This window comes from Sorangium sp. So ce426, from assembly GCF_051475585.1.
GTDB classification, from domain to species: domain Bacteria; phylum Myxococcota_A; class Polyangia; order Polyangiales; family Polyangiaceae; genus Sorangium; species Sorangium cellulosum_B.
The window spans coordinates 2,041,894-2,060,403 of record NZ_CP150341.1; the positions used below are offsets into that span (position 1 = coordinate 2,041,894).

Below are 18,510 nucleotides of genomic sequence, written 5' to 3' on the forward strand. Positions count from 1 at the left end.
CTTTCGTATCACACGATACCTTCAAGGTATGGATCTACGTCACCTCCGGTACTTCACGGCCGTCGCCGAGGAGCGGCACTTCGGCCGCGCGGCGCAGCGGCTCGGCATCGCCCAGCCGCCGCTGAGCCGGCAGATCCAGGATCTCGAGTCCGAGCTCGGGTTCTCGCTCTTCGATCGCTCGCGGCGGCGCGTCGAGCTGACGCCCGCGGGCGCGGTGCTCCTCGCCCATGTCCGGCGGGTCTTCGACGCGCTCGATCTCGGGGTGCACGAGGCCCGGCGCGCGAGCGTGGGCGAGACAGGGCGCCTCGTGGTCGGGTACCTGTCGTCGCTCGCCTACAGCGGCATCACCGAGCTGGTCCGCACCTTTCGCGGGGAGCTCCCCGCGGTGGAGCTCGCGCTCCGCGAGATGCCGCCGCAGGAGCAGATCGAGGCGCTGAAGGACGGGCGCATCGACGTCGGCTTCGTGAGGGCGCCGCTCGACGACGCCCGGCTCGCGTCCGAGTGCGTCCGGCGCGAGCCGCTCCTCGTCGCCCTGCCGGCCGATCACCCGCTCGCCGGGCGGAAGCGCATCCCGCTCGAGCTCCTGTCGCGCGAGCCGTTCGTCGTGTTCCCGCGCCAGCGCGGGTCGGCCTTCTTCGACCTGGTGATGGGGCTCTGCCGCGCCGCGGGCTTCTCCCCGCGCATCGCGCAGGAGGCGCTGCACCTCGACATCCTGAGCCTGGTGGCGGCGGGCTTCGGCGTCTCTATCCTGCCGGAATCCATCAAGAATGTCGGTCGCAAGGGGCTCGCGCTGCGCCCGATCGTCGGGGCGCCGTCGACCGATCTGCTCGTCGCGTGGCGCGCCGACGACGCGTCCCCCACGCTCCGGCAGTTCCTGTCGTTCGTGCGGCGGGTCGGCGTCAGCAAGGGCAAGCCGCGCGCGGCGCGCGGCGCGCCGGGGGAGCCCGGGGAAGGCAAGCGCGGCCGCCGTGCCCGCGGGGCCGCCGCGGCGAGGCCGGACGCAGCGGAGTAGCGGAGCCGAGGCGCGGCGCGCGCCGGGGGCTCAGGCCCGGGGGCCCGGCGGCGGGTCGAGCGGCTGCCGCCTGCGGCGCAGCGCCGAGAGCGCGCTGCCGAGGGTCTGGTGGAGCGTCATCCCCCGGAGGTCGATGCCGAGGCGGATGAACCCCTGCGCGACCTGCGGCCGCATCCCCACGACGATGACCTCGGCGCCGAGCAGGAGGGCGGCGCGGGTCGTCTTCATCAGCGACCCCGCGACCTGCATGTCGGCGGAGGGCACGCCGGTGATATCCATCAGCAGCACCTCGGCTTCCTTCTGGCTGAGCTCCGCGAGCACCACCTCGAGCACGTGGCGCGCGCGCTCCGGATCGATGGCGCCGACGAGCGGCACGAGCAGCACGCCCTGGTCGAGCGGGATGACCGGGCACCCGAGCCGGCGCACGTCGTCCGCGAGGGCGCGCTCGCGCTCGTAGGCGGCGCGCGCCTGCTGCTCCTGCTCGATCAGCGAATCGATCAGCGACGCGCGCTCGAGCGCCGCGGTGAGCATCGCCACCCACATCTCCATGTCCCGGTGATCCAGCCCGAGCGGGCTGCTCACCGGGGCGCAGACGGCGAGGACGCCGCGATCCTCACCCTCGCTGCGGAGCGGGATGAGCCGGAGGACGTGGTCGCTCCGCCGGGCGGCGGCAGGCAGCCAGTCGCCGCGCGGGAACGCCTCGGCCGCGACGCGCGCGCCCGCTTCCGGCGTGGCGGCCGCCGCTCCGGGGGAGCAGCTCTCGACGACCCGCAGCTGGGGAGCCGTGTCCCCGGGCGCTTCCCACACGGCGAGGCAGCCCCAGCTCATCTGCACCGCGGAGAGCCAGCTCAGCTTGCTCCCGCCGCCGCCCGCGTCCGCCAGGAGCGTCTCCCGGATGACGAGGTTGATGTCGAGCAGGTTGTTCAGGTAGTCGGCGCGGGCCGCCTCGATCGCGACCCGGCCCTCCATCACGGCGCGCCGGGCCGCCCGGATGTACGCCGCGACGCGCCGCTCGGCGGCGGCGTCCGCCGCGCCGCGGAGCATCGTCCGGCCGGCCCGCTCCAGCCGGTCGACCATCTCGAGGAGCTGGTCGATGTCGGGCATCTGCTCCGCGGCCTCTCGCCAGGCCCTCTCCAGCGCCGCGGCAGCGGGGCCGGGCCTGCCCCAGACGGCCGCCTCGAGCCCGAGGACCACCTCCGTCGCCCCGGGCCAGACCTCTTCCGCCGGCGAGCTCGGATCGAGGGCCGTCGAGGCGCTCGCGAGCGCGGCGAGCTCCCGCGCGAGCGCGCCGGCCGGCGCGGCGGCGCTGCGGGCCGACGCGGGCGCGCGGGAGCTCGCCGCGGCGCTGCGGGACGACGGGGGCGCGTCGCGCTGCGCCGGGGCGGGTGAGCAGCCGCAGGAGCGGCGCAGGACCAGGGTCGTCGGCGCGATGTGCGCCGCGCAGGGGAGCTCCCGCCCGGCGAGGAGGTCGATGAGCAGCTCGGCGGCCATCCCGCCGAGCCGGTCGAACCGCTGGCGGACCGTCGTCAGCGGCGGCGAGGCGTACCGGGCCGCCTCGATGTCGTCGAACCCGACGAGCGCGATGTCCTCGGGGACGCGGATGCCTGCCTCGGCGAACGCGTCGAGGACCCCGAGCGCCTCCTTGTCGGCCGACATGAACATCGCGGTGCAGGTGACGCCCTCTTCCAGCAGGCGCCGCACGGCGAGCCGGCCGCTCGCCCGCTCGTTGTTCGGAAGATCGAAGACGAGGTCGGGGTCGAACGAGATGCCGCGCTCCTCGAGCGCGTCCCGGTAGGCCTGGAAGCGCTGCCGGATGTCCTCGTGCGCCATGTGGCCCGCGAAGACGATCCGCTCGTGGCCGTGGTCGAGCAGGTGGCGTACGGCCGAGAGGGCGCCACCGTGGTTGTCGGGCAGGACGCAGGGACAGCGCGCGTCATCGTTCGCGCGCGCGCTGAGGGTCACGACGGGCCGGCCGTCGTCGAGGAAGGGATCGAGTTCCGCCGCGTCGATGAGCGCGATCCACCCGTCGACCTGGTCTCGCGCGAGCCGCAGCCTGTGGACGTCTCGCGGGGACGCCCTGATGGCGATCACCCGATATCCGGCGCGCGCGGCGGCCGACTGGATACCGCCGAGAAGCTCGCAAACATAGCTGCCCCAGATGTCGGGGCACATGATGCCGATGGCTCTATCGAGCGACATGGTGGCAGCATCCTCGGTGGTCCTCAGCGCCCGCCTTCCGTCGTGGCGCGATCACAAACGCAACCTGGTAGCACGCGACACCCGTGTGGCCATGGCGCTCTGCGGCGCGCTCGCGGCGCGAGCCGGCGCTCGTCGTCTCGAGCTCCAGCGTCCCCGCGTCCCCACGTCCGGCTCCCGGTCGCCTGCTGATGGCCGTGCTGTGCGGCAAGCGGCGCGAGTATCGGATGGATGGCGATGCTTGTCAGCCCCGATTGTCGCGCGCCGAAAGGGCGCCGCGGCGGGCGGCCTCATGGGGCCCGTGCCCCGCCGGCCCATGTCATGGTCTCCCCTGCCCGGACTCCGAACCGCACGTGTCGTCCTCGGACGAGCACACCTTGCCTGTGCGCAGGTCCACGAAGTACCAGGCCAGCGTCATCAGCATCGGGGAGGTGTTGCACGGCGGGGCGAGGTGCATCCGGACGTGCGCGCTCGCCCTGTCGACGCCCTCGGGCCGGAAGGCGATGCAGGAGGCGCCGGCGGGCCCTCGTTGCTTCAGCGCCCAGGCCCTGGCCAGGAGGACGGCCCTTTGCCCCTTCCGCTCCAGGTCCTGAAGAAATCGCTCGATGGGCACGTAGGCCTTGCCGTCGTGCCACATCGCCGCGCCGCGCCGCATATCGACGCGGAATCGCTCCGTGGCGCAGATGCGGCTTGCCGGGGAGCACGTCTCCCCGGCCCGGGCGACGAGATCGAAGGCGTGGCCGTGGGATGCCTCGAGCGTGAGCGAATCGACCCCGGACCACTTCCATTCGAGCAGCTGGCCGAGCGCGGTGATCGCCGGGTGATGGTCCCGGTACCAGCTCGCCTTGAACGCCGCGTAGCCGCGGAGCTCGCCGTTGTCGTCCCACGAGGGCTCGCGCGTGCGCCTGTCGACGCGGAAGCGCGCGAGCCGCTTGCGGTCGTCGGGCGAGAGCACGGACACATGGAGGTGCGTGGCCGTCTCGCCCTCGACGCGCAGCGCGGTCGTGCCTCCCCAGGCGATGGCGTCGTCGATGAAGCGCTCCTCCAGCGCCGAGACGGCTGCTCTCAGGGACTCCTCGCGCGCGGCGAAGAACTCGCGCATCGGCCGGGGCGCCGCCTCGTCCCACCAGCGCACGGTGCCAGCGCGCCTGTCGACGGCGAACGTGGCGAACGGCGCGAGGCGCGCGCTGAACGGAGCGCACTGGACGGGGCCGCGCTCGCGCCGGTGCAGCGCGACGATCGCCAGCCCGGCTGCGTCCTGCTCCGGCGCCAGCTCCCAGCACTCCGCCGGCAGCTTCTCCACGCTCACCCGCGGGGTCAGCCACATGGCCTGATCGTCGGCCGCGCTCGTTCTCGGGGCGGCGAAGAACGGGGCGAGCGCCTCCCTCACGAGGTCCGTGGCGTCGTCCGCTGGGGGGGCGAGTGAGGGGGCTGTTGGGAGGGCTGCGGCGGGGGCTGCGGGCGCGCCGTGCGTCGCGGGCCGGGCTGCCGGCCGAGGTACCAGAGGTCCTCTCGCCTCGGGCGCGGGGGCCGCGCACGCCGTGAGCGCGAGCGACAGGCAGGCTGCGCAAGAGAGGGCCAGTCCGCGCAGGCGCCGCCGCGCCGGTCGCGCGATCGCCGCCGCGAGCATCCTGCTCTCGACCGAGCCGCCGCCCGGACCTCTCATGGCTTCACCCGCGAGAACACGCGCTCGACGCAGCGGTCCGCGCCCTGCTTCGCCAGGAGGACGTGGGTGGTCGCGGTGGACCGGGCGAGGCCCGGGCGCGTCAGCCACAGCTCCACGTCCTCGCACTTCGTGGGATCCTCCCCGTCGGGGCCCCCGCACGCGCCGAGCTGCGGTGTCGACGCGAGCCCTGGCAGCGCTGCGCGCAGCTCCCGGTGCCAGCGCTCGCCCGCGGACGGCGACGCCGCCGGGCAGAGCCAGCGCTCGGCCTCTGCCCACTCGATCCCGAGCCAGGCGTACACGAACGACTCCGCGTCAGGCGCGAGGGGCCGCGCTCGACGCACGCTGTCGCCTTCCACCGTGTAGCGCGCGGCGAGGGCGTCCCAGCGCGGGTACCACGGGAGGAAGGTCGGGTCGCCTGTCCAGCGCAGCGTGAAGCCCCCGGCGGACACCGCGAGGGTGTAGCCGGCCGGCATGTGGAATCGGAGGCTGTTCGCGAAGGCCGCGCGCGGGTGCAGCGGGTCTGATCCCTCCAGCAGCACCCTCGTGGTCAGCGTCCTCCAGAGCGAGACACAGGACGACTCGGCGCTCGAGACGGCCAGCGCCCAGCGCCCCTTCGGTCGGCCCGGCAGGAAGCCGTACGACAGCCGGTTTCCCTCCGACGTCCGCTCCGACGGATCGCTCTCGTGAGCGAGCGCGAGGCGAAAGCCCGCCCGGCCCCGCTCGAAGACGTAGAGAGACGAGTCCTCGCCGCACGGGACCGCGAGCGTCAGGAGCGCGACCCGGAGCTCGGGGTGCGCCGCGGGCCGCTCGACGCGGAGGTCGAGGAGGCTGCCCCACCGCCGTTCCTCGCCGGCGGGGCGGACGCCGAGCCGCCCGAGCTCCGCCATCGCGCGGGCGCGTGCGGCGGCCGGCGCGCCCTCGACCGCGTCGAGCGCGCGCCCGACGACGCCTCGGAGCTCGGCCTTCAAGGCGCGGAGCAGCGCGGGAGCTCCCGCCGGGGGCGCGCTCAGCCCGATGCCTTCCGCGCTGGTGTCGAGCGCGGCGAGCGCCTGCATCGTGGCCACGACATCGGGTGGAAGCGGCGCTTCACCCGGGGCTGGAAGCGGCGCTTCACCCGGGGCTGGCCCTGGCGGCGGCGCAGGCGTCCTCTGGTGCTCCACGGGCGGCGGGCGCGGTGGTGCTGCGTCTTCCTGCCGGGGCGGCGCGGGCGACCGGCGCGCTCCGGTCATGGGTAGAGTTCCCGGTGGAGCCCCTCCCGTGCAGGCGAGTTGCCAGAGCAGCGCGGCGGTCAGAGCGCCGCCTCCGGCGCGCAAGCGAGGAGCTCGGGATGGGCTCGGGGACATCGGCGCAGCCTAACGCCGATCCCGGGTCTCCGATTCCTTCGGCTGCGCCCTGGTCGCGGCTCAGGTCCCGTGCGGCGAGCGTTGCTCGGAATCGCTCGAAAAGAGAAACGCCTGCTGCTCGAGGGCCACCCGCCCCTTGCGCTTCGGCCGGCGCGGCGGCGCCCCGGACTCCGTCGGCTCGCCCTCGGTCTGCTCGGCGCAGCGCGGGCAGACGGCGGGCGGCGCGGGCGGCTCCGGCGCCGCGATCTCGAGCCGCGGCGGCGAGGGAGGCTCCGGCTCCGCCTCGGGCTGCGGCGGTTCGACCGGATCCGCCCGCTCGATCTCGGCGCGACCGCGCGCGTGCTCGGCGGTGACCAGGGCGCGGAGGGCGCGGGCGGCGGCGCGGTGCTCGGCGGCTGCCCGGCGCAGGCGCGCGACGAGCTCCAGCGCTGCCCGCGGCGGCGCGTGGAAGCGGGCGCGCTCGCGGTGCGCGCAGCCGTCATGACCGCGGCCGCTGCTGCCGCAGTCGATGCAGATGAGATCGAGCGGCTCCCGGACGGCGGAGCTCGGCTCGTCCGCCCCGGTGTCGTCGGGCGGGATCGCGTCGATGGGTTCCTCGGCGGGCGGCAGCTCTTCGACGACGACGGCGGCGGCGGCCTTGCGGGGGCGCATGCCGATCGGCTAGCAGATCATTGAACGGATGTACAGTTGTGCCTGGCGCTCCTGGCGCGGCGGACCGTCCGGGCGTGGCGGACGCCCGGGCATCGCGGACCAAGGAAACGCCTGTGTCTGCGTGTCCATTGTGATTGAATCCCTGGTTCATGGCTCAGGATGCGGTCACGCGGCTCGGCAGGGAGGCGCTCTCGCAGTACACCCGCGATGAGCTGATCGACCTGGCTGACCGCGAGCTGGCCCGCACGGCGGAGCCGCTCCTGCTCTTGGCGGAGGCGTCGTGCAGTGAAGCCGCGCTCGACGACCGGATCGCGTCGCTCTACGAGCGCGCGCTGCGGTCTCCGTCTTCGCTGGTCAGGTTCCATGCGGCCTGGTGCGTCTACGACACCAGGGTTTGCTGGGCCCGGTTCATCCCCGTCCTGCAGGCCGCCCGCGAGGTCGAGGACGACGAGCCGAACCGGGAGAACATCGATACAGTGATCGACCTTCTGCAGACCGAGCTCCGGGAGGAGGAAGAGGAGCAGATCCGGTGGGCGCACCCGGGGCTCGCTCGCGTCGAGTACGACGTGACCAGGCGGCGGGCGCTGTCCAGCGAGGAGCTCACGTCGTTCAAGCAGGCCGTCGACTTCCTGCGCATGCCGTACGATATCTACCATTGGTACTCCGAGCGGAGCCTGAACATGTCGCTGGAGCGCGCGCTCGCGTCGCTTCGCCAGCTCGAGCGCTGGTGGGACGAGATCGCGCCTTCGTTCCAGTCCGAGTCCGCCTATCAACACGCGGATCCGTTCATGGACGAGGACAGCATCCACCCGCTGGGGGCCTACATCGTCAGCAGCCAGTTCCTGTGGCATTATCACGGATCGGACCAGGCGGAGCGCCATCTCCTCCGCTCCTTCCACCTGGCGGAGACGCTCATGACGAGGGGGCGGGGCGGAGCGGCGCAGGTCATGCCGCGCGCGCCTTTGAAGGAGCGGTATCTGGAGAACGTGTCGCGGGCCTATCACGACCCGCGCCTCTACACGGTCAATCATTTCTACCTGGGAGAGCTCCACGAGCGCCGGGGCGCTCATGAGCAGGCCGCAGAGCATTACGCGCGCTTCGCCGAGCTCGAGCCCGATTTCTCCCCGAGGAACTCGTACTCCTCCCACCCGGATTACTACGACGTGAAGCGGTTCTATCCGGGGACGGTCGAGGCGTATGGCAGGCTCGGGGACCTGTACCGCGATCGGCTGGGCAATCCGGATCGGGCGCGGTTCTACTACGAGAAGGCCCTGCGGCTGAGCCCGTCGCACCACACGCCGTACCGGGAGTACGCGCGCCTCCTGCAAGAGGCCGATCCTCGCGGGGCGCTCGAGCTCCTGCGGCAGGAGATCGAGGTGCTGGCCTCCTATCCGGATCCCGAGCCGAGCCCGAGCTCGCGCTGTCTTCCGTTCGAGCCTCGGGAGGTGGTCGAGCGGTTCCATGCATGGCGCTCTCACCCGATGGCGCCGCGCCACGAGGTGGACGTCATCGCGCGGTCGGTCCTCCGGTTTCTGAAGGGCCTTTCTGTCGAGCCGTACCGGTCTGGGTACCCCGAGTGGAATGAGCTCGCACAAGAGGTCGAGAGCGCCTTGTCTCCGAGCGCGTGATCCCGGCGCCGTCGTGGCGCTGCGTCCGGCGGGGGGCCGACGTGGTAGCCTGCCGGCATGATCCTCCCGATCGCGCCGCTCGCGCAGAGGAGCGCGCTGCCCCGGCCAGCCCGCGGCGTCCGGCTCGCGCGCGGGGCCTTCCTCGCCGGGGCGGCCGCGGGCTCCCTCGCGCTCGGCTGCCAGGGCATCCTCGGCATTCACGACGTCTCGCGCGACGGGGCCGGCGGTGACGGCGGCGCCGGCGCCGGTGGGGCCGCCGCGTCGGGCGGCGGCGGCGGCGACCTGTCCGCGCACGGCAACGGCGGCGGGGCGCCGCAGGCGGGCTTCTCGATCGCGCTCGACCCGGCGGCGGCGCGCGTGGTGCGCGGCGGCTCGACGTCGCTCACCGTCGCCGTCACCCGCTCGGACGACTTCGTGGGTGACGTCGCGCTCTCGCTGTCGGGCCTGCCGAGCGGCGTCACGGCGAGCCCGGTCGTGGTCTCGGATGGCGAGGCCACCGGCGTGCTCACGCTGACCGCGGAGCCGCTCGCGGTGGTCGGCGGCGCCGCGCCCTCGCTCGTGGCCAGCACGCCCGGGCTGGAGGATCGGGAACTGCCGGTCTCGCTGCTCGTCGCCGATCTGCCGGGGACGCTCGACGCATCGTTCGACGGCGAGGGCATCGCCACCAGCGGCACGCCCCACGAGGCGCGTGCCATCGTCGTCCAGGAGGACGGCAAGATCCTCGTCGCCGGCGTCGACGGAGCGACCTGGGGTCTCGCTCGCTTCCTGCCGAGCGGCGCGCTCGATCCGGAGTTCGGCACAGCGGGCCTCGTCGTCGGCCAGGAGGGAACGGTCAAGTCGCTGGCCCTCCAGCCGGACGGGCGCATTCTGGCCGTGGGGACGCGGGACGATCAGCTCGCGGTGGTCCGGTTCAACGCGAGCGGCGGGATCGATCAGGCCTTTGGCGCGAGCGGGGTCGCGAGGCTCGATCCTGCCTTGATCAGCGGCTCGGAGGGCTTCGACGCCGCCGTCCAGAGCGACGGCTGGATCATCGCCGCCGGCGTCGGGAAGCCGGGCAACCGCGGCATCGTCGTGCGATTCTCTTCCATGGGTGATGTCGATCGCGACTTCGGCGGCTCGGGCATCGTCTCGTTCGAGAACCGCCCGCTGCACTCGGTCGCGCTCGGAGAGGGCGGGCAGATCGTCGCCGGAGGAACCGAGCGGGACGCGGGCCCGACCTTCCTTGCGGTGCGGCTCGATCGCGACGGGGCGCTCGATCCCGGCTTCGGAACCGGCGGCATCGCCTATCTCTCGCAGACGCCCTACAACGATAACGACCTCGCCCTCGGGAGCGACGGGAAGCCGGTCCTCGTGGGATATGCGCTCGACGGCGTGAACCACCATGCCTTTGCGCGCTTCAACGCGGACGGCTCGGCGGATACGACGTTCGGCGGGACTGGCATGGTGAACGCGAGCGGCGAGGAGAAGCCCTATGTGCGGGGCTACGGTGTCGCCCTCCAGGCCGACGGCAAGATCCTCGGCGCGGTCGCGGGCGGCACCGTGAGCTCGGGCATCACGGCCTCGATCCTGCGGTTCCTGCCGGACGGCTCCAGGGACGCCGGGTTCGGCGCCTCGGGCGCCGTCGTGCTCGACGACCATCCGGACCAGAACTATCTCTACGCCGTCACCGTCCAGCGTGACGGCCGCATCGTGGCCGCGGGGAAGCGGTCGAACCTGGGGCTCATGGTGGTGCGCATCTGGGATTAGGCGCTGTTCGTGCCCGCCTGCACCGTGACCTCGACAGTTCGACGACCCAGCGACCAGGGTGTACCGGCGCCAGCCGGGGGAGGGGCTGCCGGCGCGCGCAGGCGGAGCCACCAGGACCTCCTGGCTCCACGGGCATGCCCTTGCCGGCCGGGCTTGCCCTGGCCGGGTTGATGGGCGATAGGGAGGCGAGATGACGACGAGGAAGGCAGCGGCGGGCGGGGCCAGGCACCGGGCCGCGCGGAAGCTGGGGCCGAGCAAGGGCGCCCATGGCGTCTACTTCTTGTCGCTCACGCTGGAGAACGTGCGCTGCTTCGGGCCGGCGCAGACGCTCGACCTGTCGAACGGCGAGGGGAAGCCGCGGCAATGGACCGTGATCCTGGGGAACAACGGGGTCGGGAAGACGACGCTGCTGAAGGCGCTCGTCGCCAGCCGGCCGGTGTCGGCTGACGAAGCGCCGGAGTACGTTGTCTGTCACATCATTTCGCCATCGAAGTTTCTCATCAACAAGGAAGAACTGCTACGTTCCTCGGCACGAAGTGCAAACCTTGAGAACCGTATTTCGTTCGGCGGCCTGATCTCTGCACCTGAATCCAAGTTTCGCGCGGAGACACTGCGTGCCAAGGTCGAACATTCCCGAGGCCGTGGCAATATCGCCAAGCGGGTCGAGCTGGCCGATCTCTTCTGTGTTGCCTACGGAGCCTCCCGTCGCATGGGCGCGAGCGCCTTGACGGATCCCCGTGACGACGATCCGATCGCCACCCTCTTCCACGATCACGTGCCCCTGCGCAACGCCGAGGAGTGGCTCCTCCAGGCCGACTACGCCGCGAACAAGCCCTCGCCGCACCAGGCGCGGGCTCGCGCCCGCCGGGACGCGGTCCGATCGATGCTCATCGAGCTGCTGCCCGAGGTCGAGGACATCCAGATCCTCGCCGATCTGGACGATAACCCTGCACGCCCCCGCCCCGGTATCCTGCTCGAGACGCCCTACGGCTGGGTGCCCCTCCAGGGCCTGAGCCTCGGCTACAAGACCCTGCTCGCGTGGATGGTCGACTTCGCCAGCCGCCTCTACGAGCGTTACCCCGACAGCGAGAACCCCCTCGCGGAACCGGCCGTGGTCCTCGTCGACGAGATCGACCTGCACCTGCATCCGGCCTGGCAGCGGAAGCTGCTCAGCTATCTCTCGGAGCGCTTCCCCAACGTCCAGTTCATCGTCACCGCGCACAGCCCGCTCGTGGTCCAGGCGGCGGAGAACGCCAACATCGTCGTCCTGCGTCGTGAGGGCGACCACGTGGTCATCGACAACAGCGGCGCGGCGGTCCGAAACTGGCGGGTCGATCAGATCCTGACGAGCGACCTGTTCGGGCTGCCGAGCGCGCGGCCGCCCGTGCTCGACGCGCTCCTCGCCGAACGCCGGGAGATCCTGACCAAGCCCCGCCTCTCGACGGCGGATCGGCGCGCGCTCGAGCGCGTCGAGCGAGAGATCGGCGAGCTGCCGACCGGCGAGACGCCCGAGCAGATGGAGGCCATGGACATCATCCAGCAGGCGGCGCGCTCGCTGAAGAAGGCCGGTGGCGGCGCGTCCAGATGATCCGGGTCAAGAAGCCGGAGCAGGCGCCCAGGAAGCTGCGAGACAAGGCGCCCGCGGCGCGCGCGGCCGTCTGCGCTTCGTACCGCGGCGCGCGCGCGTCGATCCAGCGCGGCGCGGCGACGCTCGACTTCGAGGTCGCGGTCTATGCCCACCCCGCCGTGAAGAAGGCGCTGGAGGCGGCTCACCACGGCAAGTGCTGCTACTGCGAGTCGAAGGTGAAGCACGTCGCTCACGGGGACGTGGAGCATTATCGGCCCAAGGCCGCGGTGCAGCAGGCGCGGACGGCGCCCGTCGAGCGCCCGGGGTACTACTGGCTGGCGTACGCGTGGGACAATCTCCTCTTCTCGTGCGTGCTCTGCAACGAGAAGCACAAGAGGAACCTGTTCCCGTTGCGTGATCCCCGGAAGCGCGCCCGCTCGGCGCGCGCCAGGCTGGCCGCGGAGGCGCCGCTCCTCGTTCATCCCGCGCAGGAGGATCCCGAGCGGAGCATCGGCTTTCGCGACGAGTACGCCTATGCCATCGAGGGGAACCCGCGCGCCAAAGCCACGATCGACGAGGTGCTGCAGCTCAACGAGCGACCATCTCTCCTGGAGCGCAGGCGCGATCACCTCGCGAGGATCCGCCTCATGCAGGTGATCGCGGGCCAGCCAGAGGTCGACCCTGCCGTGCGGGCGCAGGCCCGCGCGTGGCTCGATCGAAGCGTCGCGGACGACGCCGAGTACGCGGCCATGAGTCGAGCCGCGCTCCGCTCGCCCTCACCCGGCCGCGGCGCCACCCGCCTCGCGCGCTGACCCTCACTCCTTCCGCAAGAGCCCGTATCGCGCGAGCTTCCGGTACAGCGTCATCCTCGGGATCCCGAGGCTCCTCGACACCTCGCTCACGTTCCAGCGGGAGAGCTCGAGCGCGGCGCGGATCCGCTCCTCCTCGGCGCCCTGGTGCTCGGCGCGCGACCGGCCACGCGGCGCGGGCGCCGCGGCCGGCAGCTGGATGTCGGCGGCGCCGATCTCCGGGCCCGGCGAGAGCACGCACGCGCGCGAGAGCACGTTCTCGAGCTGCCTCACGTTGCCGGGCCAGCCGTACGACGAGAGCCGCCGGAGCGCGCCCCGGGACAGCCGGAACGCCGGGCGGCCCTGGCGCGCCGCGAGCTTCTCGACGATCGCCTGCGCGATCGCCGGGATGTCGTCCGGCCGGTCGCGCAGCGGCGGCAGGCGGATCTCGATGACGCTGACCCGGTAGTAGAGATCCTCGCGAAAGCGCCCCCGGGCGACCTCGTCCCGCAGATCCCGGTTCGACGCGCAGACGACCCGCACGTCGGCCACCGAGACGCTCCGGTCCGACCCCACCGGGCGGATCGAGCGCTCCTGGAGCGCGCGGAGCAGCTTCGCCTGCACGCCGAGCGGCACCTCCCCGAGCTCGTCGAGGAACAGCGTCCCGCCCCGCGCCGAGAGGAACAGGCCGCCGTGATCGCGGACCGCGCCGGTGAACGCGCCCTTCACGTGGCCGAAGAGCTCCGACTCGAGCAGCGCCTCGGGCAGCGCGGCGCAGTTGACCGCCACGAACGGCCCGTCCCGCCGCGGCCCGCCCGCGTGGATCGCGCGCGCGACGAGCTCCTTGCCCGTGCCGCTCTCGCCGGTCACCGTCACGGTCACGTCGCTCTCCGCGACGCGCTCGCAGAGCGCGAGCACCGCGCGCATCGGCGCGCTCCTCCCGGCGATCTCCGGGAAGTCGCGGCGCGCGTCCGCCCGGGTCCGCTCGAGCTCGTGCGAGAGCCGCTCGATCTCGTCGGCCTGCGAGCGCATGAGCTCCGCGACCCGCCGCTGCTCCTCCTCGAGGGCCCGCGTGCGGTCCCGGAGCTCGGCCATCAGCCTGCCGTTGTGCAGCGCGACCGCGATCTGGTCCGCGAACGCGCCGAGCAGATCCGCGTCGCCCTCCGCGAACTTGCCGCGCTGGAACCGGTTGTCGAGGTAGACGGCGCCGAGCACCGCGCCGTGCGCGCGGATCGGCACGCACACGATCGACCGGAGCCGCAGGCCGTGCACGGACGCGTTCCCGTGGAACCGCTCGTCGGCCAGCGCGTCGACCGTGAGCACCGCCTCCCCGCGCTCGACCACCCGCTTCGCGATCCCGTGGCTGAACTTGAGCTGGCTCTTGCCGACGCGCTCGCGATCGAGGTTCCGCGCGACAGCGACCTCGAGCCTGCCCTTCGCGTGGCCTCCCGGTTCCGGCGACGGCGACGGCGACGCGAGGATCACGAACCCCCGCTCGGCGCCGGTCAGCTCGATGGCCGCGTCCATGGCGAGGCGGAGCACCTCCTCCGCGTCGAGCGTCGAGCTCAGGCGCCGGTTCACCTCGAGCAGCTTCAGCACGAGCTCCATGCGGGCCCCCGGCGGCGCGGGCCCGCCGCGGAGCGCGGCCCGCCGCGGGTGCCGCCAGAAGATCTCGGCGAGCTCGGCGGGGAGCGTGCTCCCGATGCGCTCCCAGCACTCGAGCGCGGCCGTGCGGTGCCGCTCCGCCAGCGCCGCCGCCGACCGGAGGCGGAGCACCTCGGCCGACACCTCCTCGTGCTTCGCGTGGAGCTCGAGCTGCGAGACCCTCGCCACGAGGCCCGCGCCCCGCTGCACCTCCGCGAGGGCCGCGCCCGTGTCGCCGCGGGCCAGCGCGAGCTCCGCGCCCGCGGTCGCGTGGCGCAGCGCGAGGTCCGCCGCGTCCGCCTCCCGGAGCAGCGCCGCGGCCTCGGCCAGCCGCGCGCCCGCCGCGGCCCTGTCCCGCGCCGCGAGCGCGACCTCCGCGGCGTGGATCACCGCCTCGCACGCCTCACGCTTCGACCCGCGCGCCGCGTGGCCGGCGCGGGCCTCCTCGAGCAGCCGCGCCGCCTCGCCGAGCGCGCCGCGCGCGGCGGCGATCTCCGCGGCGAGCCCGAGCGCCGCGACGGCGATCTCCTCGGGGGCCCTCGGGCCCTCGGGCGCTCGCATCCGCGCGACGGCGAGCTCGGCGCGCTCGAGCAGGCCGACGTCCGCGTGGATCTTGGCGAGGTTGAAGCGCAGGGTCGCCTCGGTCCGCTCCTTGGCGAAGGCGATCGCCGCCCGGAGCCCGCGCTCGTAGCAGCGCAGCGCCGCGCCCCAGTCGCCGAGCTGGTGCCTCGCCGTCCCCAGGTTGAGCGCGGCCGTCGCGAGCAGGTCGCCGAGGCCCTCGGCCTCGGCCAAGTCGAGCGCCTCCTGGAACCCGCGCGCCGCCAGCGCCGCGTCGCCGGCGCGGTAGGCGTGGAGCGCGTGGTAGCTGAGCGTGCGGGCGCGGGCGCGGGGCGAGCCCGACGCCGGCCGCAGCGCGACGGCGCGCGCCAGGCTCTGGAGCGCCCCGGCCTGGTCGCTCAGGTACCCGAGCGCGAGGCCCAGCGTCTCGGCGAGCTCCGCGGCGGCCTCGCGCGCCTGGCCGCTCGCGAGGGCGCCCTCGACCTCGCGCGCCTTGCCGCTCGCGGGCGCGCCGTCGGCCTCGCGCGCCTCGCCGCTCGCGGGCGCGCCCTCGAGCTCGCGTGATCCGGGCGCCGCGAGCGCCGCGAGCGCCCCCTCCGCCTCGCGCCGGGCCTCGTCGTAGCGGCCGAGGCGCAGCAGGCAGCGCGCCGAGAGGCTCGCGAGCCGCCCGCCCCAGGGCCCGGGCGAGAGGGCCCGCGCGCGCCCGAGCTGCCAGAGCGCCCGCTCGACCTTGCCGAGCTTCTCGTAGCAGCGCGCCGCCCGGTACGAGAGCTCCGCGCCGACGCCGGCGGGCGGCCCCGCGCGCCTCGCCCGCGCGAGCAGCGAGAGCGCGCGCCGCGGGTCGCCGGCCGCCTCGATCGCGGACGCCGCGGCCACGAGCGTCCGCGGCGCCGGCAGGACCTCGCAGGCGGCGTCCGCCGCGCGCACCCAGGCGCGCGGCGCCCACTCGAGCATCGGCCCGGACGCGGCGAGCGCCTGTCGCGCCGCCTCGTGGTCGCCCGCGAGCACGAGCGCCCTCGCCCGGTCCGCCGCGCGCCGGCTGCGGACCGCAGGCGCGAGGGCCGCCTCGTCGGCGCCGCCGAGGTGGGCCGCCATCGCGGCCGCGACCTCGCGCACGACGCCCGCGTCGAGCCAGGGCAGGAGCGCCCGGGCTTGCCCGGGCTGGCCGAGGCGGAACCCCTCGCCGTCGAGCCGCGCGAGCCCCGCGGCCTCGAGCGCGTCGAGCGCCGCGCGCCCCACGCCGAGCGCGGCGGCGGCCTCGGGCCCGAGCGGATCCGCGACCGCGAGCGCCGCGAGGGCGCGCGCCTCGCCGCGGTCGAGCGCCGCAACGCGCCGTCGCCAGAGCTCCGGGGTGCCCGTCGTGTGGACGAACCTGTCGAGCTCCGCCTCGCTCAGGCTGCGCTGCGCCAGCGCGGCGCAGAGCTCCTTGAGCGCGCGCGGCCGGCCGCCGCTCGCGCGCAGGAGGTCCGACGTGCGCGCCGCCGTGGCGAGGGGCGCGGTCCAGACCCGGACCGCGTCCTCGCCGAGCGGGCCCAGCGGGAGCTCGACGAGCGCGCCGCCGCCCACGTCGAGCCGCTCCGCGGAGGCGATCAGCCAGAGGACGGCGTCGGTCGGCTCGGTCGATCGCACGAGCGCCTCGAGCAGCGCCCGGTCGTGCGCGCCCAGCCTGTGGGCGTCGTCGATCGCGAGCACGCGCGGCCGGCGCGGCGCGGGCAATCCGTACGAATCACGCGAATCCCGCAGATCGCGCGGATCCCGCGGGCCGCGCGCCGCTTCGCCCTCGCGCCCGCGCGCCCCCGCGAGCTCGCCGCGGGCCCCGAGCAGCGCGTCGACGCCGGCCGGGAGCGCCGCGCCGCCGAGCGCCCGGACCAGCAGCGCGCGCAGCGGATCGTCGCCGCGGGGCGCGCCCTCGACGACCTGCGCGCGGAGCTGCGCGCGCCACTTGAGCTCGCGGAACAGCCGCGATTTGCCCGCGCCTTCCTCGCCCGTGACGATCACCGCGCGCGGCCCGCGCTCGCCGCGGAGCAGCGCCTCGAGCGCCGCGCCGAACGCCTCGACCTCGCGCTCCCGGCCGACGATCTCGCCCGGCTCGCTCACGACGGCGGGCGCGCGCCGCGGCAGGCCGCCGGCGGAGAGGGCCTCGAGGACCTCCTCGACCCCGGAGGGGCGGCTCGCCGGATCCTCGGCGGTGAGCCGCTCGGCGAGGCGGCGAACGGCGGCGGGCGGCGCCCCGGAGAGGAGCGGGAACAGGGCCTCGAGCGTCCGCCCCACCGCGAAGAGATCGGAGCGCGCGCTCGGCGGGGCCCCCCGGAGGAGCTCCGGCGCGAAGAACCGCGCCGTCCCCGAGAGGTCCCCCGCGTCCGCGCGCATCCTCCGCGCCGCGCTGAGGTCGATGAGCACGCCCGCGCCGTCGTCCCGCACGAGGACGTTCTCGGGCTTGAAGTCGCCGTGGACGATGCCGGCGCCGTGGAGCCACCCGAGCGCGTCGAGCGCGTCGAGCAGCACGGGCAAGGCCGCGCGGAAGGCGCGCCCCCGCGCGTGCTCGGCCAGCGTCCGGCCGCGGATGAGCTCCGTCGTGGCGTACGTGAGCGGCTGGCCCGGCGCGCCGCCGGACGTCGTCCGGGCGAAGTCGTACGCGCGCGGGAGGCGCGGGTGAGCGCAGGCCGAGAGCAGCGAGAACTCCCGCCGGAACGCCTCGAGCGCGCCCGCGGAGCCGAAGCTCAGCGATTTCATCGCGACGTCGCGATCGAAGAGCCGGTCGCGCGCCTCGTAGACCGAGGCGAGCCCGCCGCGCCCGAGCGCGCGCACGACCTCGTAACGGCCGTCGACCACGGCCCCTGGCGCAATGCCGTGGTGTACCATCGGTACAATATGGTACATAATGGTACAATCGGGGGCCACGATCTCCGCGGAACACCGCGGATCGCATTGGCGCGACTCTTGAACAGAGGGGCGGCGTGATGCGCTGGCTTGCGGTCCTCCTCGTCGCTTGCGCCGCCGGGTGCGGGGTGAACCCCATCCCGGAGCCGCCCTTCGAGCGGCCGCCGGCGCTCGCCGGCGACGTCGTCGGCGCGGTGTGCGACGTGTGCGACGGCGCCCCGCTGGAGCTCACCGGCGCGCCCGGGACCGTGACCGACGCCGACGTGGTCTGGGCGGTGAACCTCGATGGGACCGCGCCCCCCGTCGTCGCGCCGGTCGCGGGCGACGGCAGCTTCGCGCTCGACATCGACGGCGTCCGGGGGGACGAGCTGCGCCTCCAGGCGCGGCGCGGCGCGCTGCGCTCCGAGCCGGTGGACCTCATCGCCGCCGCCGGCGCCCTCGAGCCGTCGCCTCGCCCGCTCGCCGGCTGCTTCGAGGTCGAGCGCGAGCTCGCCCTGCCCGAGGCGGCCGCCGGCGCGACCTCCAGCGGCGCCGTCGCGCTCGCGCACACCTGCGGCGCGCCGCTCGCGATCGACAGGATCGCGCTGCGCGCCCCGGCGCCCGAGTACAGCCTCGAGGGAACGGCGGCCCCCGTGGTCCTCGAGGCGGGGAGCGCCGGAGAGCTCCGCGTTGTGTACCGGCCGACCGGCGCCGCCGCGCGCGAGGAAGTGGCGCTGATCGAGGTGTCTTCACCGGAGGTCTTCCGGCGGGCGGTGACGCTCTTCGTGCCCGGCGCTCCCTGAGTCGACTCCAGCTCTCCGCTCCTCCGGGAGGCTCGAGACGGGCCTCGCG

11 protein-coding genes and 1 pseudogene are annotated in these 18,510 nt (G+C 74.3%); 7 read left to right on the forward strand and 5 right to left on the reverse strand.

Annotated elements, in window-relative coordinates; translation table 11 throughout:
• Positions 1-28 precede the first annotated feature (28 nt).
• Entirely contained in the window at positions 29-1,012 is a 984-nt protein-coding gene (locus tag WMF44_RS07720; RefSeq protein WP_437298481.1) for a LysR substrate-binding domain-containing protein, read from the forward strand.
• 30 nt (positions 1,013-1,042) lie between these two features.
• Here WMF44_RS07720 and WMF44_RS07725 read toward each other — a convergent pair whose 3' ends face one another.
• The 4 genes from WMF44_RS07725 to WMF44_RS07740 all read right to left on the reverse strand — a co-directional run bounded on the left by WMF44_RS07725 (position 1,043) and on the right by WMF44_RS07740 (position 6,868).
• The gene (locus WMF44_RS07725; RefSeq protein ID WP_437298482.1) at positions 1,043-3,211 is read right to left on the reverse strand and encodes a substrate-binding domain-containing protein; all 2,169 of its coding nucleotides are present in this window, start codon (positions 3,209-3,211) and stop codon (positions 1,043-1,045) included.
• A 316-nt stretch (positions 3,212-3,527) separates the two neighbouring features.
• A complete protein-coding gene (locus WMF44_RS07730; protein WP_437298483.1) occupies positions 3,528-4,535 on the reverse strand; it encodes a hypothetical protein in 1,008 nt (335 codons plus the stop codon).
• A gap of 335 nt (positions 4,536-4,870) precedes the next feature.
• A complete protein-coding gene (locus tag WMF44_RS07735; protein WP_437298484.1) occupies positions 4,871-5,938 on the reverse strand; it encodes a hypothetical protein in 1,068 nt (355 codons plus the stop codon).
• 339 nt (positions 5,939-6,277) lie between these two features.
• Positions 6,278-6,868 (reverse strand): hypothetical protein, encoded by a 591-nt coding sequence (locus WMF44_RS07740; RefSeq protein ID WP_437298485.1) that lies wholly within the window; start codon positions 6,866-6,868, stop codon positions 6,278-6,280.
• A 149-nt stretch (positions 6,869-7,017) separates the two neighbouring features.
• Between WMF44_RS07740 and WMF44_RS07745 the strand changes: the two genes are divergently transcribed.
• The 5 genes and pseudogenes from WMF44_RS07745 to WMF44_RS07765 all read left to right on the forward strand — a co-directional run bounded on the left by WMF44_RS07745 (position 7,018) and on the right by WMF44_RS07765 (position 12,621).
• Positions 7,018-8,496, forward strand: a complete 1,479-nt coding sequence (locus WMF44_RS07745; RefSeq protein WP_437298486.1) for a hypothetical protein — start codon at positions 7,018-7,020, stop codon at positions 8,494-8,496.
• Between the two features lie 57 nt (positions 8,497-8,553).
• The gene (locus tag WMF44_RS07750) at positions 8,554-10,242 is read left to right on the forward strand and encodes a hypothetical protein (protein WP_437298487.1); all 1,689 of its coding nucleotides are present in this window, start codon (positions 8,554-8,556) and stop codon (positions 10,240-10,242) included.
• A gap of 190 nt (positions 10,243-10,432) precedes the next feature.
• Positions 10,433-10,732, forward strand: a pseudogene (locus WMF44_RS07755) (AAA family ATPase); the annotation flags it as partial.
• A gap of 84 nt (positions 10,733-10,816) precedes the next feature.
• Positions 10,817-11,830 (forward strand): AAA family ATPase, encoded by a 1,014-nt coding sequence (locus WMF44_RS07760; protein ID WP_437301541.1) that lies wholly within the window; start codon positions 10,817-10,819, stop codon positions 11,828-11,830.
• A complete protein-coding gene (locus WMF44_RS07765) occupies positions 11,827-12,621 on the forward strand; it encodes a hypothetical protein (protein WP_437298488.1) in 795 nt (264 codons plus the stop codon). The genes WMF44_RS07760 and WMF44_RS07765 overlap by 4 nt, the downstream gene beginning before the upstream one ends.
• 3 nt (positions 12,622-12,624) lie before the next feature.
• Here WMF44_RS07765 and WMF44_RS07770 read toward each other — a convergent pair whose 3' ends face one another.
• Positions 12,625-17,661 carry a sigma 54-interacting transcriptional regulator gene (locus WMF44_RS07770; RefSeq protein ID WP_437298489.1) on the reverse strand — a complete coding sequence of 1,679 codons (5,037 nt, stop codon included), beginning with the start codon at positions 17,659-17,661 and terminating at the stop codon, positions 12,625-12,627.
• Positions 17,662-17,759: 98 nt separating this feature from the next.
• Between WMF44_RS07770 and WMF44_RS07775 the strand changes: the two genes are divergently transcribed.
• On the forward strand, positions 17,760-18,461 hold the full coding sequence (locus WMF44_RS07775; protein WP_437301542.1) for a hypothetical protein: 702 nt from the start codon (positions 17,760-17,762) through the stop codon (positions 18,459-18,461).
• Positions 18,462-18,510 lie beyond the last annotated feature (49 nt).

Coding starts and splice junctions, on each gene's coding strand:
- WMF44_RS07720 (WP_437298481.1), top strand. CDS start 29: ATGGATCTACGTCACCTCCGGTACTTCACGGCCGTCGCCGAGGAGCGG.
- WMF44_RS07725 (WP_437298482.1), bottom strand. CDS start 3,211: ATGTCGCTCGATAGAGCCATCGGCATCATGTGCCCCGACATCTGGGGC.
- WMF44_RS07730 (WP_437298483.1), bottom strand. CDS start 4,535: ATGTGGCTGACCCCGCGGGTGAGCGTGGAGAAGCTGCCGGCGGAGTGC.
- WMF44_RS07740 (WP_437298485.1), bottom strand. CDS start 6,868: ATGCGCCCCCGCAAGGCCGCCGCCGCCGTCGTCGTCGAAGAGCTGCCG.
- WMF44_RS07745 (WP_437298486.1), top strand. CDS start 7,018: ATGGCTCAGGATGCGGTCACGCGGCTCGGCAGGGAGGCGCTCTCGCAG.
- WMF44_RS07750 (WP_437298487.1), top strand. CDS start 8,554: ATGATCCTCCCGATCGCGCCGCTCGCGCAGAGGAGCGCGCTGCCCCGG.
- WMF44_RS07765 (WP_437298488.1), top strand. CDS start 11,827: ATGATCCGGGTCAAGAAGCCGGAGCAGGCGCCCAGGAAGCTGCGAGAC.
- WMF44_RS07770 (WP_437298489.1), bottom strand. CDS start 17,661: ATGGTACACCACGGCATTGCGCCAGGGGCCGTGGTCGACGGCCGTTAC.
- WMF44_RS07775 (WP_437301542.1), top strand. CDS start 17,760: ATGCGCTGGCTTGCGGTCCTCCTCGTCGCTTGCGCCGCCGGGTGCGGG.